A 15,550-nucleotide genomic window follows, 5' to 3' on the forward strand; every position below is an offset into this window, starting at 1 on the left:
GAGGTATATATATATGGATATAGAAAAATTAACACTAAAAGTTCAGCAAACAATAAATGATTCTCAAAAAATTGCAGTAAAGTATAATCATCAGCAATTAGAGCCATTTCATCTTTTTGCAGCTTTAGTTTTTCAAGAAGACGGATTAATCCCAAATATTTTAGGGAAAATGAATATAAATATAAAAGTTTTAAGAGATGAAATAAAAAGAGAATTAAATGAAATGCCTAAGGTATTAGGAGATGGAGCGCAAAATAGTGGAGTATATGCTACTAGATCCTTTGAAGAAATTTTTATTAGAGCAGAAAGTATAGCTAAGGATTTTAAGGATTCATATATTAGCGTGGAACATATAATGCTTTCTCTAATGCAAGGAAGGTCTACTTCTATTAAAAAGATATTAGATAAATTTAATATAAGAAAAGATAAGTTTTTAAATGTATTACAGCAGGTGAGAGGAAACCAAAGAGTTGATACTCAGGATCCTGAAGGAACTTATGAGGCTTTAGTAAAATACGGAAGAAACTTAATAGAAGATGCTAAAAAACATAAATTAGATCCTGTTATAGGTAGAGATGAAGAAATAAGAAGAATTGTAAGAATTCTTTCAAGAAGAACTAAAAATAATCCAGTATTAATAGGAGATCCGGGAGTTGGTAAGACAGCTATTATTGAAGGACTTGCTGAAAGAATAGTAAGAGGAGATGTACCAGAAGGGCTAAAGAATAAAATTATATTTTCCTTAGATATGGGTGCTTTAATTGCAGGAGCTAAATTCAGAGGAGAATTTGAAGAGAGATTAAAAGCTGTACTTAAGGAAGTCGAAAATAGCCAAGGAAAAATTATATTATTCATAGACGAAATACACAATATAGTTGGAGCAGGAAAAACTGAAGGATCTATGGATGCAGGTAATTTAATAAAACCAATGTTAGCTAGAGGAGAGCTAAATTGTATTGGAGCTACTACCTTTGATGAATATAGAAAATATATAGAAAAAGATAAGGCATTAGAAAGAAGATTTCAACCAGTAATTATAGATGAACCAACAGTAGAGGATACTATATCAATAATAAGAGGTCTTAAGGAAAGATTTGAAATACATCATGGAATAAGAATTCATGATTCAGCTATCGTGGCAGCAGCAAAATTATCTCAAAGATATATAACAGACAGATATCTTCCGGATAAGGCTATTGACCTAATAGATGAAGCAGGGGCTATGATAAGAACTGAAATAGATAGCTTACCAACAGAACTAGATTCTATAAAGAGGAAAATATTTCAAATGGAGATAGAAAAAGAAGCTCTAGCTAAAGAAAAAGATAGTAGATCAAAAGAAAGATTGGAAGATTTAGAAAAAGAATTAAGCAATTTAAAAGAAAAAGATAAAGAGATGACTGCAAAATATGAAAAAGAAAAAGAACAAATAATTAATATGAGAAATTTAAAGCAAAAGCTAGATGAAGTTAAGGGACAGTTAGAAAAAGCAGAAAGAGAGTATGATCTAAATAAAGTAGCAGAATTAAAATATGGTATAATACCAGGGATTAAAAGTCAAATAGAGGAAAAAGAAATTCTTATAAAAGAAAATAGTCAAGGGAATATGCTAAAAGAAGAAGTAACAGAGAATGAGATATCTAAAATAATATCTCATTGGACAGGAATACCAGTAACAAAACTTATTGAAGGAGAGAAAGACAAATTATTAAGATTAGAAGATGAACTTAAGAGTAGAGTTATAGGTCAAGATGAAGCAGTAGAAGCTGTTTCAAATGCTGTATTAAGAGCAAGAGCTGGTATGAAAGATCCTCAAAAACCAATAGGATCATTTATATTTTTGGGACCAACTGGAGTTGGTAAGACTGAATTAGCTAAAACTCTATGCAAAAATTTATTTGATAGTGAAGAAAATATAATAAGAATAGATATGTCAGAGTATATGGAAAAGTATTCTGTATCCAGATTAATCGGAGCTCCTCCAGGATATGTAGGATATGAAGAAGGTGGTCAACTTACAGAGGCAGTTAGAAGAAAACCTTATTCTGTAATACTTTTCGATGAAATAGAAAAAGCTCATGATGATGTGTTTAATATATTCTTGCAAATATTAGATGATGGAAGATTAACAGATAATAAAGGAAAAACAGTTGACTTTAAGAATTGTATAATAATAATGACATCTAATATAGGTAGTTCCTATCTTTTAGAAAATAAAAAAGAAGACGGAATAGATGAAACAGTTAAAAATAAAGTATCTAATGCCTTAAAGGATAGATTTAAACCAGAATTTTTAAATAGATTAGATGATATAATAATGTTTAAACCACTTACAAATAGAGAAATAACTAAAATAATAGATATATTCCTACAAGATATTGAAAATAGGCTAAAAGATAGAAATATAACTTTGATTGTAACAGAAAATGCGAAAGAACTTATGGCAAAAGAAGGATATGATGCAATTTATGGAGCTAGACCTTTAAAAAGATATATTGAAAATATATTAGAAACTAAAATAGCAAAACAAATAATAAAAGGAGATATATACGAAGGATGTAAAATAGGAGTAGACATAAAAGGTGAAGAAATAATAATAGGAAAAATATAATAAATAAAAGCTACAGCTTTAACTTTATAAATTTTAAAAAGTTAAAGTTGTGGCTTTTTTTATTAAAAGTATAAAAACTTACCTAAAGAAGTTATATAGATTTTAGAATTAATAAAAAACTAAAGGAAATTCTATATATGAGGAGATTTATAAATATCATAAAGAAAGTAGGTATATTCTGTGTTAGTTTTTAGAAGAAAAACAAAAATTAAGAAAGAAAAAATAATATATATTTTATTATTAGCAGTTATAATTTCATTATTTACACCTTCTAAAACTATGGGGAAAAACTATAATTTAAGGGGACAGGTCGTAAAAAATAATGAAAAAATAGTATTTCTAACTTTTGATGATGGACCTTCAGCAAATAATACATTAAGAATACTAAATATATTAAATAAACATAATGTAAAGGGAAGTTTTTTTGTTGTAGGAAGTGAATTAGAAAAATATCCCAATGTAGTAAAGGAATTAAAAAACAGTGATATGTGTATATTACCTCATAGTTATTCCCATAACTATAAAGTGATATATAAAGACACCAAAAGTTTTTTTTATGATTTAAATAAGTGCAATGCAGCAATAGAAAAAATTACTGGAGAGAAAGCTAAAAACTATGTGAGATTACCTGGAGGATCAGATAATTTAGTATCCAATGCTAAAGTTTTAGGGGATATAAGAAATAAATTAATATCTAATGGAATAGACTATGTGGATTGGAATGTGTGTTCAGGAGATGCAATAAGTAGAACAGTAGATGCTAAAATTTTAAAGAAAAATGTGATAAATCAATGTAGCATGAAAGACTTTGCAGTAATACTTATGCATGATGGATATTATAAAACAACTACAGTAGATGCACTTAGTGATACTATAGAATATTTAAAAGAAAATAATTTTAAATTTAGAACTTTTGATGATTTAACAATAGAAGAAAGAAAGAAAATGATACAACTGCGTTTGATAAATAGAAAATAATAAAGAGAGTGTTAAGATAAATTAAAACATTTCTTAACACTCTCCTTATATATTAAAAAGAAATTTTTGAGATATTTCTTTACTAGTGGTTAGGTTTATATTTTTTATAATAGTTTTTAAAATAGTTACTTCTAAGCATTATATCAGATATATTAAGTCCCTCTACTAGCTTTTTCTTTTCATTTTCTGTTTCATAGTCTCCAATGAAAACACCATTACTTAAAACTACAAAATTTTTATTTGTATTTAAAAGATTTCTCCCCATGGAAGTGTTGATATATTCTTTTTTATCCACACCCATAAGATATGCAACTGTTGGTAAAATATCTATTTGTCCACCAATAGTTTTTATTTCTTTACCTTTTAAATCCTTAGAATATATAAGTAGAGGAATTTCATAGTCGTTTTTAAACCACCAATCTTCTCTTGGTTGTATTTCATTAAGTTTATCTTTGTAATATTTATGTACACCACAATGATCTCCATATATGACTACTACAGAATCATCTAATACACCGTTTTTATCTAAAGAAGCTAGAAAGTTTCCAATATGCTTGTCTGTATAGTGAATACTTTGAAGATAATCGCCTAAAACATTTTTATCCATAGTATCAGATAATTTCATATGTCTATGCTCTTTTGGTAAATTAAATGGCATATGACTAGTTAAGGTAACAAAGAATGAATAAAAAGGCTTAGGTTGATTGCTTATTTTATCTGCTAACTGTCTTAAATAAGTTCCATCGCTTATACCAAGACCTATAGTTTCATCTACGTTAAATCCAGTAATATCTGTGCATTTATCAAAACCCATGGACTGTAGCGCAGGCATCCAGTTCCAATATCCTCCACCATCAGGATGGAATGCAGATGTTTTATAGCCTAATTTACTCATCATCATAGGTAGAGAATTATATTTATTATCTGGGAATCTAAAAAAAGTCGCTCCATTTTTTACAGGATATGTGGAGGTATTAGCCATTAAATCTGAATCAGAACTATTTCCACCAGAAACCTGTTCGTATATTGATGAAAAATAAAAGCTATTTTTTAAAATTTTATTTAAAGTAGGGGTTATTTCTTCACCGTTAACCTTTTGTCCTATTACAAATCTTTCTAAGGATTCAACTTGAATAAATATTAGATTTTTACCTTTAAAAATTCCTGCCTGTTCATTATCAGGTAAATCTTCTTTAGCTGTGGTAAACCATTTATTTATAGAGGTCTTATCTTCAGTGTTAAGAGCTAGTCTCTTAGAATTTTTAAAATATAGGTAGCTATCATATATATGGTATCCAACAGGAGACATTTTAGAAATATTATAAAGAGGAGACCAATATATATGAAAATATTTTCTATTAGGACCATGCTTTTCTAAAATATCATAAGTATAATGATAATAAGAAGGTACAGAAATACTTATAAGTAAAATGCAAATAGATAAAGCCACCTGTTTTTTTGGTAAAATAAAATCTCTTTTATATTTTATTAAAATAAATACAATAACAAATATATCTAAAAAGAATACTATATCCAAAGGTTTTATTAAAGAAATTATAGTGGAACCTAAATTTTCAAGATTTCCTTTTTGTGATAAATTATATATAGATATAAAACTTTGGAAGCCCCTATAATAAATTAAATCACAAAGCATAAAAAGGGAAAACATAAAGTTAACAGTTAAGAATGCTATTATTTGTTTTTTCCCCTTAAATAGATAGCAAAAGGATATAAAAATAGAAATTATAGATATATAAAGTAAAGTATTTATAAGATAAAATGGAAGTCTTGCTATGGATATTTTGGCTCCAGTAGGTGAAGCTACATATGCTATAAAAATTAAAGATTTTAAAAATAGTGATAGTAAAGTTATTAAAAAAATAAAATGATTTTTAAAAATGTGTGCAAGCTTATTGCGTAGGTTATGTTTTAAAATATTATTTTCTATACTGCTTTCGATATTATTTTGGATAGATTGCATTAAAAAAATTCCTTCCTATTATTTTTTATCTTTTAATCTGTTTATCATAAAGTCCTTCCCTTTGAATTCTAGACCATCATCAATAAAAGATAATTTTATTTCTTCATTATATTTATTTTTTAAAGCGATTTTTATAAGTCTATCTGCTAATTCAGGATTTTTAGAGAGTAATGCTCCATGAAGATAGGTTCCAAAGGTATTTTTATAAACGCATCCTTCAAAGCCATCTCCTCCATTGTTTCCAGAACCCTTAATAACTTTACCCAAAGGTTTTAATTTTCCTATATAGGTTTTACCTGAGTGATTTTCAAATCCTACATAATTTTCATTAAACTCTTCATTATAAATTACTACATCACCAATTAGTCTATCAGAAGAGGATTCTGTATGTATATCAAGTATACCAAGACCTTCTAACGTATCTCCATTAGATGTAGTGTAGTGATTTCCTAGGAGTTGGTATCCTCCGCATATAGCTAGAAGAACTTTTTCATTTTCTATATATTCTTTAATAGCATCTTTTTTATTTTCTAATAAATCCTTAGATACTATTGCTTGTTCATAGTCTTGACCTCCACCTAATAGTGTAATATCAAAATCCTTTGGTGAAAATTCATCATTAATAGATACATTGAACACATTTACTTTTATATTTCTTTGTTCACATCTATATTTTAATATAAGGATATTTCCATAATCTCCATAAACATTTAAAAGATCTGGATATAAGTGGCATATATTTAATTCCATATTTAACACCTCCTAAAACTACCAAAGATTTTCTATATATTTTTTATTGTGAAGAAACTTTCTAAATTCTAACATAGCAGTGTATGTAACTAAAACATAGAAGGTATCTCCATTAGAAGATATTATTTCTGATAAAACACCTTCATAATCTTGACAAATGGAAAATTCATCATGAGAAAGACCAGCTATTTTAAGTCTAATTGCCATATCATAAAGTCTACTACCAAATATTATTGTTTTAGATATATTTAAAGAATTAAGTTTTTCAAAATTTACATCCCATATCCAAGAAACATCTTTTCCGTCGCCGGTATTATCATTTAAAATAGTTATTAAATTTATTTCTCTATTATCTAAGGCTATAGTATCTATTGCTTGGTCACAACCAGCGGGATTTTTAACTAATATTATTTTAACTTCTTTTCCTTCAATATTTAACTCCTCTTGTCTACCAAAGGAACTTTTTTGGTTTTTAAAGGAAGAAGTTATTATATTTTTTTCTATTCCTAATTCTCTAGCTATAGAAAATGCAGAAAGAGCATTGTAAATATTATAGGCACCAGGTTGATTTATGTAGTATTGAGTTCCATTTATAACAACAGTAGATCCTTCTGAGGTAAGTTCTAGTACTTCGTTTATAAAATAATTAAGAACAGGTCTTTTATTTCCACAATTTTCACAATAGAAATCACCTAAATTATTATAAGTTAAAAAATTATATGTGTAAGGATGATTACATTTTTTACAAAGCTTAGAGTCAGTATTTATATTTTCTTCTTTATTATTGGTAATTGCCTCTTTAAAACCATAGTATATTTTTTGATTAGGTAAATTAGTTTCACTAAATAGTGCCTCATCTCCATTTAGAACTAAAGTAGAAAAGGGAACTTTTTTTATTCCTTCTAATATTTTATTTAAAGTAGTGTAAACTTCTCCATACCTATCTAATTGATCTCTAAAAATATTTGTAATAGTTATAAATTCAGGGATTACATACTCTGTTACAAGAGGAACATTTGCCTCATCAACTTCTATAACAGCATACTTTTCCTGTGGGAAAGGGTTTTTCTCTTTATTAAACTTATAATTTTCTACAAAACAAGTTATTATTCCTGGCAACATATTTGCACCAGAGGCATTTGTAATAACCTTTTTTCCACTATCTTTTAACACATTATAAATCATACTAGTAGTTGTAGTTTTACCATTAGTACCAGTAACCAATATAATTTTGTAGTCTTTTGCTACAGTTTTTAAGATATTATTGTCTATTTTTAATGCCACTTTTCCTGGGAAATTAGTACCTCCTTTTAAAAGTTTTCTAGACAAAAATATTACAAATTTAGATAATAAAATGCTTAAATAAGATTTTATACTAATTTTAGACACTTCCTTCGTATAAATTTTGTTTTATTATACACTTTTATTTTACATTTACCTTATAGAACTTATCAGATATTTCAAAATAAGCTTTAGGAGATAAATCTTTAATCTTCTTTAAAACTCTATCCTTTTCATCTCCCTGTAAAGGAGTGGGACAATAATCGTTCATATAAGTAACAGAAGATATCCTACAAGGAATTATTTTAACTTCATAGTTTTCGATTTCTCTATTCTTAAAATTATATTTTATTTGAAAAATCATTGTATCTTTATCTTTGGGATTAAAATTTCCACCAAAGCAAAAGTTACCTAAACTATAGCATATTATAGCATTTTTGTACTTTTCTATACTCTGAAGTACATGAGGATGATGACCAATTATTAAATCAGCTCCCTTATCTATAGCATAATAAGCTAAATCTTTTTGCGTTTTTATAGGATAATATTGAGACTCTAAGCCCCAGTGAAAACTAACTAAAACCGCATTGCATCCCTTATTTTTAAGTTCTTTTATTTCATTTTCTATTTGAGTTCTAAACTCTGGATAGTCATTGAACCCCCTATAGCCTAAAAAACCTAATTTAACTCCTTTAACTTCCTTTATCCACTTAAATCCTTCTCCAAAGTAATTTATATTGTTTTCTTTAAGGCTATTTATTGTGTCATCAAATCCTTTTTGCTTATAGTCATATATATGGTTATTGCCTATATCTACACCATCTATATAGCCAGCAGGCAAAGTTTTGGCATAGGAAGGAGGAGCTTTAAAGTTAAATTGTTTTTTTGCTTTATCTTTAGATTCAGTAAAATTATTTTCCAAATTTACAATGGTTAAATCATCTTCTTTAAATATATTAGCTACATTTTTAAAAAAGTAAGAAGGGTCTTGTCCGTTTTTGTTATAAATATGGACAAGGCTATTTTCATAAGCAAACTTAGAATCAGTAGCTATAGTACAATCTCCTGCAAAGCTAAGTAACACTTCAGATAATATATCTTTTTTTGGAGAATCTTCTTTTTTATTTTTAGGTTTATCTCTTTTTATCTTACCACCATATTCTACCTTAGACAATTTATCTTCATTATTAACTGAATAATAAATAATGTAAGAAATAGTTCCTGTTAACATAAGAAGACCTAATAAGATAAAGATAAGAACGTTTCTACCAATTCTTTTATTATTTTTTACCATTAAATTCCCCCTAAAGAACTAAGTTCCATTATGTATTATAATATAATTTTATATATATGCATATTATACATCATTTTTAATTAATATTGTTAATATAAAATTATTGAATTTAATATATTATCTTGTCTATAATTCCAAATATTCCATGAATATTTATATAGCTTTTTAAATATATATTTGATAATATTTACTTAATATATAAGGGGGAGGTGCTCCATTTGAACAACTTGAAACCTGAAAACAATAGTGAAAACAGTTCTATAGAATCCGGATTGAAAGATGGGATCATGGATAAATCTATAACGATCTTAATAATTTTATCTATAATTGTTGTACTATCGGCTCTAGTTATATATAGATTTTCTTTAAAAAATACACAGCATATTTCTAATAGTAAGGGAGATAAATATTTAATAGAAGGTAATTATGATAAGGCTTTAGAAGAATATGAAAGATCTTATAAAAAAGATGGTGCTATAATATGGAAAGCTAAGGCAGCAGAAGTTTACTCATTAAAGGGAGATAAATATAAAGCAATACAAAATATAGAGGAAATAAAAAATAATGATAAAAAGGATTCAAAATCCTTAAGTTATGTAACGTACATTCAATTAATTAATGAGGATTATAAAAAGGCATTGTCCGATGGAGAAGGATTCTTAAAAGAAAATCCAAAGGATAAAACACTTATAGCATCTATGTTTTCTGCATATATTTTTAATAGAGAGTATGAAAAGGCAAAAAAGTTATTAAAGTCTTATCCCTTAGATGAAAAATCTTCTTATGATATGGCTAAATATTCTGAGATGCTTATGAGTGTTGGAGAAGAAGAGAAGTCAATAGAACATTTAAAAAAAGCTTGGCATTTAAATAAGGATGAATACAAAGTTTATGATGTAATCATTCATGAAGCTATAAATGATAAAAATAAAGTATTGGATACAATATCTAAATTATCTATAAAAGAGCCCGAAGAATTAGCTTATAGAATTTGGAGAGCTAAAATATATTCAAGAAGTTTAGAAACAACAGAAGAAGCACAAAAAATAATGGATAGTTTAAAAGGACAGAATATAGGCAAAATAATTCCAAAAGCTATAGAGGCTTCTATACTAGTGAACAAAGAAGAAAAAGATAAGGCAGAAGAGGTAATAGACAAGCTATTAAAGGAAAATAAAAAGGACTACAGGGTATACCACACAGCTTCTTGGTTCTACTTGTCAATGGGAGATTTAAATAAGGCAGAGGAATATTGTATAAAATCTATTTATGAAAACCAAGACTATGTAGACAATTATGCCTTTTTAATGCCTGAAATACTTAAAAGACAAAAGAAGAGTTTAAAAAATAAAGAGGAAAAAAATAATACTAAAGAAAATCAAATAAAAAATGTAGATACATTTTTTAATATAGCTTTATGTAAGGAACCTTATAATAAAAATATAATGATAAATACAGCAAATTACTCCTTAGAAAGAGGAGAAGATATGGATAAAACATTAAAATACTTAAAAATGGCAGAGTTAGTAAAACCTTTAGATGCAGAAGTAAAATATAATATTGCTTTAACTTATATATATCAAAACAAAGATAAAGAAGCGGAAAAAACTTTAAAGGAATGCATTAAAATTAAATCACAAATTCCAAAGTATCATAGAACTTTAGGAACGATATATTTTTTAAATGGTAAAAATAATGAGGCAATAAAAGAAATAAAAGAAGCTTATGATAAGGACGAAAATGACCCATTAACTCTAAATAATGCAGGTTGCTACTATATGATGGTTAATATGGATTTGGAAAGAGGAATGTATAACTTAAGGACAGCTAAAAACTATATAAGTGGAAATATGGATAAATACAATAAAAAAACCATAGAAGAAAATTATAAAAAAGGAAAAAAACTTTTAGAACAATATAAAAAGGCTAAAGGCAATGAAAAATTGGAAATACCAGAGCTTAAATTGTTTTACTAAAATACAAGGAAAACTGTGAATATATGATAATATATAGATGTAGTATTGTTTATAGAAACAATACTACATCTTTTTTATATTGATAAAAGTCTTTATTTAAATATGGTTTGGTCGATATAGACTATTAGTGAATTAGTTTTAAGATTTGAGGTGGATATTTTATGAAAAATAGTGGTTTTGGTTTTAGTAAGATTTCTAAAAAATTTATAATTTGTTCTCTAATTTTAGCTATAGCTAGTGGTAATTTTATTGGATGTGGTAATAAAAAATCAGAGGAAGGTGTATTCACCACTAAATGGGAAAATTTTTATGATGGAGACAATATAGTTTTTTATTATGAGTCAGAGAAAAATCCTAATCTACAAAAGTTAAAAGCAAAATATGATTTAGATGAGATAGTTAAAGATAGCACTGATGAATTAGATAAAGCTTTAAAGATAATGGATTGGATAAATCAGAAAATGGAGTTTAATAAGGGAAGTATGAGCACAAAAAATGATGCTATAAATATACTTAAACAAGCGGAAAATAACAATAGTTTTTCTGATAGAGAATTTTCAATAGTGTTTAGTCAATGTGCATCATCACTAGGTTTATATGCAAGAAGAGGAGAGTTTAGAATAAAGGGGAGTCAACATAATGACAAGGATTATTATTATAAAATTTGTGAAGTTTGGAGCAGCAAACATAATAAATGGATAATGTTAGATGTAGCAAGTAATACTTATATGGAGAGTGAAGGAAAGCTTTTAAGTGCAATAGAATTATTAAATAAGGGTCTTGATAATGTAAATACAAAAGGAATAAAGAATATAGAAAAGTATGTTAAAAAGATGAAGCCTTATATGTATACATATACTATACAAATAGATAATAATCTTTATGGGTTACCTAAGAGTAATTCTTTTATTACTTATATACCTAAAGGACCTATACCAGAGATTTGTATAGAAGGAAGAATAATTCGTCCTACTATATTTGTAAATAATGATATAATATTTAAGAAACCACCAACAGCTGCAAGGAAAGAATCTGATAATAAGGATAAAATACCTACACTAATATTATCTAAAAAAGTATCAGAAGATAATAGAAAAGATAATGAGGTAATAATCTATGGAGCAGCTTTTAAGGATAGTGGAATGTTGAAAGGATTTTATATAAGTATAAATAATGATGAGTGGATGGATATAAATAACTATTTTACTATACCTTTAAAAGAAGGAGAAAATAATATAAGATTATCTTTAGATAAGAAAAATATATTAAGAGAAGTAAATTTAAAGTATTTAACAGCTGATAAATAAATTATTATAATAATTTTACTAATATCCATACTATAATCATGAAAAAAGTAGTATAATATATAGGATTGTTTTTAAAATTTATGTATAGAGAGCGAGAGTGATGGAATGCTTCTAATATTAAAAGCAATAATACTTGCAATAGTAGAAGGGCTAACAGAGTTTGTTCCTGTATCATCAACAGGACATTTAATACTTGTATCCGATGTTATTAATTTTAAAGGAGATTATGCAAATTTATTTAATGTAGTGATACAGTTAGGAGCTATATTAGCAGTAGTTGTGGTTTATTGGGACAAGCTACTCAACAGTGTAAAAGATATATTTGCACCAGACAGAAGAGGATTAAGATTTTGGATAAACATAGTTGTAGCATGTATTCCAGCAGTTATATTTGGTTTTTCATTAGATGATTACATAGACAAGTATTTATTTAATCCAATAACAGTAGCAATTGGACTTGTAATTGGTGGTATACTTATGATTATTGTAGAAAATAAATACAGACGAAGAAGTAAAACTAAAAATATATATGATATGAAATTAAGACAATCTATATTTGTAGGAATGTTTCAGTGTTTAGCGCTATGGCCAGGAATGTCTAGATCAGCCTCTACTATTATGGGGGGATGGATAGCTGGGCTTTCACCAGTAGTTGCAGCAGAATTTTCATTTTTCTTAGCTATACCAGTTATGGTAGGAGCATCAGGTTTAAAATTAGTGAAAAGTGGATTCTATATGACTAATATAGAATTTATAGCATTGATAGTAGGTTTTGTAGGAGCTTTTCTAGTATCCTTAGTAGTTATAGAAAAGTTTATAAAATTCTTACAAAAAAAACCTATGAGAATATTTGCTATCTATAGAATATTTATAGGAGCTATACTATTAATATTAGCTATTTTTAAAATAGTTACAATATAGTTTTGAAGAAGACTTATGTCTTCTTTTTTTATGCTCATTTTAAGGGGATTAATCATAGTATGTATTATGAAATTAAAACAGAGGAGGTACTTATAATGGAGAAGTATGACATAATTGTCAAAGGAATCACTCCTGAAAATAGAATTCCTAAGTACATTAAAGATATTCCAAAAGCGGAAAAGTGGGAATGGGATACATTAAAAATATCTGATGAGGTATTTGACATAGATAAAATAGAAAAAATAGATATAAAAATTGGAATAGAATCCATAGAAAAAGATGAATTATATAGAGGATGTAATTTAAACATAGCAGCATATAAAAATATAGAAGTTTCTTATATATCTATGGAATCTGAAAAGAAATGTCATAAATTATATTATAAAATTCCTTTTTATAGAAAGTTACATTATGATAATAAAAATATTAATATGAGAACAGCATATGTAGCTTTAGAAGATGTATCTGTAAAAATAGTAAGCAAAAGAGAGTTTATATTAAAAACAAAGATTTTAGTAGCACCAGTAATAAAATAAAAAACTGTGTCCAGTTTTTTATTTTAATGAACAACAATTATTCACTATTCATTGTTCATTATTCATTAATTAAGGAAAGGGGTAATAAGTATGTATGTAGAAGGAATTACTTCTCAAGATAAAATAAGTAAGTATGAATTAGACTATCCAAGGAAAGAAATCTGTTTAAACTTTCAATTTAGAATTCCTGAGGAAGATCAAGATATAGGAAAAATAGAAAAAGTTATTTTAGAAAATTCTATAGTAGAAAATAAAAGAATAGAGACTCAAGGACAATATAAAGTTTTTTTTCATGGGCTTATAGATATAAAATTAATATATACATCAGCAAAAGAAGATTCAAAAAGGTATTTAAGTAATATACAAAAGTCTCTTGCGTCATTTATACCAGTTGAAGTCAGCTCAATCAATGGGGAAGGGGACAGTAAAAAAGAGCCAATTATGTTTGTAGAAGAGGTCTTGGTTAATAAATTAAATAATAGGGAAATTAGTATATCTTTACTTATTCTAGCATGCACTGTAGATAGGAAAGTTGAAGAAAAGGAAAATAAGGCTACACCTTTAAAAATAATGGAAGAAGAAACAAAGAAAATGCTTGAAAGAGCAGAAGATAAAAATAAAATAAAAGAAAAAAATATAAAAATAGATAATAGCAAATCAGGAGATGTAGACATAGAATTAGAATATGATATGGCAAAAGAAAATGGATTTTTCGAAATTAGTTGGGAATAATGTAAACAAATTAGGATAAACGTCATATACTGTATCATAGGTATTAAAAATACTAACTAATATTATTGGTGGTGAGATATATATGGATGATATAAATATTTATAAAGGAAATATAGAAGTTGATAACTTTTCTGTTGCTGAAGAATTTAATTTAAGTAGCTTTTGTGAAAATGATTCAATGACACAATCTGTTCATTTTAGTCCTTGTGAATTGTGTAAAAGTACTAGTTTAGACCCTATGGATATTAGTAAATCAGAAACTAGGTTACTAAGGACAAGAGTAGTATTAAGAAATGTATGCTATGGTAGAGAAATAACTGTAGGATGTATAGTTATGAATAGATCTGGCCAAGTTTTAGCTTTTAAAGCAGACACATTTATTGCAAGTAGAAATCAATATACATCTAATGTAGATGATGATTTAGTATATGATAAAGGTTGTTGTGGACATGGAAACAGTTGCGGAACAGTGCGCAGATCATTTGACTTTTTATTACCACAACATGATTTATGCGAGGCATTAGATTTAAGAGTTAGAGTTGTAGCAAACTACACTTCACCTTGTAGCTAATAGATTTTTTAAAAAGAAGCCCTATGTGAATGCATAGGGTTTCTTCTATATATTGTTTTTCAAGTTAAAAGTAGAAGTATTCACATAAACTTTATCTGGTGTATCATTATCTGAAAAATGGCGATATAAGATGAAATTTAATAATTTATAAAGATAAACTAATTATAAAGATTAATTTGTTTGTAGAAATAAGAGGTACCTGTGATACAATAACAAATGTCCCACGGAGGACAAGTTTCTTATTGAAATATTAGAAGCTAAGGTTCACTTCAAAAACTAATTTAAGAAAAAAATAAATTAGTGTTGACAAAACAAATTTGAAGTTGTATACTGTAAAAGTCGCTTGAGTGCGACAGACAAATAGGTCTTTGAAAATTAAACAGAGAAATAAGCCAGTCGATTCTTATTGAGAATCAAAAAATAGTAATTGAGCAAGGTTTTATCGATTATATATAGTTGATAAAGACTAAACTTTTAAATTGAGAGTTTGATCCTGGCTCAGGACGAACGCTGGCGGCGTGCTTAACACATGCAAGTCGAGCGATGAAGCTTCCTTTGGGAAGTGGATTAGCGGCGGACGGGTGAGTAACACGTGGGCAACCTGCCTCAAAG

At 27.2% G+C, this 15,550-nt stretch carries 12 protein-coding genes and 1 rRNA gene; 9 read left to right on the plus strand and 4 right to left on the minus strand.

What is annotated here, in order from left to right; translation table 11 throughout:
- The first annotated feature begins 13 nt into the window (after positions 1–13).
- Positions 14–2,611, plus strand: coding sequence for an ATP-dependent chaperone ClpB (gene clpB, locus B5D21_RS09525; protein WP_011098823.1), 2,598 nt, complete (start codon positions 14–16; stop codon positions 2,609–2,611).
- A gap of 180 nt (positions 2,612–2,791) precedes the next feature.
- Complete coding sequence (locus B5D21_RS09530) at positions 2,792–3,589, plus strand: polysaccharide deacetylase family protein (protein ID WP_011098824.1); 798 nt, start codon at positions 2,792–2,794, stop codon at positions 3,587–3,589.
- 82 nt (positions 3,590–3,671) lie between these two features.
- Here the strand turns inward: B5D21_RS09530 and B5D21_RS09535 are convergent, their stop codons facing one another.
- From B5D21_RS09535 to B5D21_RS09550, 4 genes are all read right to left on the minus strand, one after another.
- On the minus strand, positions 3,672–5,243 hold the full coding sequence (locus tag B5D21_RS09535; RefSeq protein ID WP_159444395.1) for an LTA synthase family protein: 1,572 nt from the start codon (positions 5,241–5,243) through the stop codon (positions 3,672–3,674).
- Between the two features lie 345 nt (positions 5,244–5,588).
- Complete coding sequence (locus tag B5D21_RS09540; protein ID WP_035111160.1) at positions 5,589–6,320, minus strand: type 1 glutamine amidotransferase; 732 nt, start codon at positions 6,318–6,320, stop codon at positions 5,589–5,591.
- Between the two features lie 18 nt (positions 6,321–6,338).
- Complete coding sequence (locus B5D21_RS09545) at positions 6,339–7,709, minus strand: Mur ligase family protein (RefSeq protein WP_011098828.1); 1,371 nt, start codon at positions 7,707–7,709, stop codon at positions 6,339–6,341.
- Positions 7,710–7,743: 34 nt separating this feature from the next.
- Positions 7,744–8,895: a CapA family protein gene (locus B5D21_RS09550; RefSeq protein WP_011098829.1), complete on the minus strand. Its 1,152-nt coding sequence runs from the start codon at positions 8,893–8,895 to the stop codon at positions 7,744–7,746.
- Positions 8,896–9,113: 218 nt separating this feature from the next.
- Here B5D21_RS09550 and B5D21_RS09555 point away from each other — a divergent pair, with 218 nt between their 5' ends.
- From B5D21_RS09555 to B5D21_RS09585, 7 genes are all read left to right on the plus strand, one after another.
- Positions 9,114–10,871: a tetratricopeptide repeat protein gene (locus B5D21_RS09555; RefSeq protein WP_035111162.1), complete on the plus strand. Its 1,758-nt coding sequence runs from the start codon at positions 9,114–9,116 to the stop codon at positions 10,869–10,871.
- A 161-nt stretch (positions 10,872–11,032) separates the two neighbouring features.
- Positions 11,033–12,178, plus strand: a complete 1,146-nt coding sequence (locus B5D21_RS09560; RefSeq protein WP_011098831.1) for a transglutaminase domain-containing protein — start codon at positions 11,033–11,035, stop codon at positions 12,176–12,178.
- 105 nt (positions 12,179–12,283) lie between these two features.
- On the plus strand, positions 12,284–13,099 hold the full coding sequence (locus tag B5D21_RS09565; protein ID WP_011098832.1) for an undecaprenyl-diphosphate phosphatase: 816 nt from the start codon (positions 12,284–12,286) through the stop codon (positions 13,097–13,099).
- 95 nt (positions 13,100–13,194) lie between these two features.
- Complete coding sequence (locus B5D21_RS09570) at positions 13,195–13,635, plus strand: SPOCS domain-containing protein (RefSeq protein WP_035111164.1); 441 nt, start codon at positions 13,195–13,197, stop codon at positions 13,633–13,635.
- A gap of 90 nt (positions 13,636–13,725) precedes the next feature.
- Entirely contained in the window at positions 13,726–14,367 is a 642-nt protein-coding gene (locus B5D21_RS09575; RefSeq protein ID WP_011098834.1) for a hypothetical protein, read from the plus strand.
- Positions 14,368–14,449: 82 nt separating this feature from the next.
- The gene (locus B5D21_RS09580; protein WP_011098835.1) at positions 14,450–14,938 is read left to right on the plus strand and encodes a hypothetical protein; all 489 of its coding nucleotides are present in this window, start codon (positions 14,450–14,452) and stop codon (positions 14,936–14,938) included.
- 475 nt (positions 14,939–15,413) lie between these two features.
- Positions 15,414–15,550, plus strand: a 16S ribosomal RNA gene (locus tag B5D21_RS09585); the annotation flags it as partial.

Source organism: Clostridium tetani (genome assembly GCF_900167265.1).
GTDB lineage: Bacteria > Bacillota > Clostridia > Clostridiales > Clostridiaceae > Clostridium_G > Clostridium_G tetani.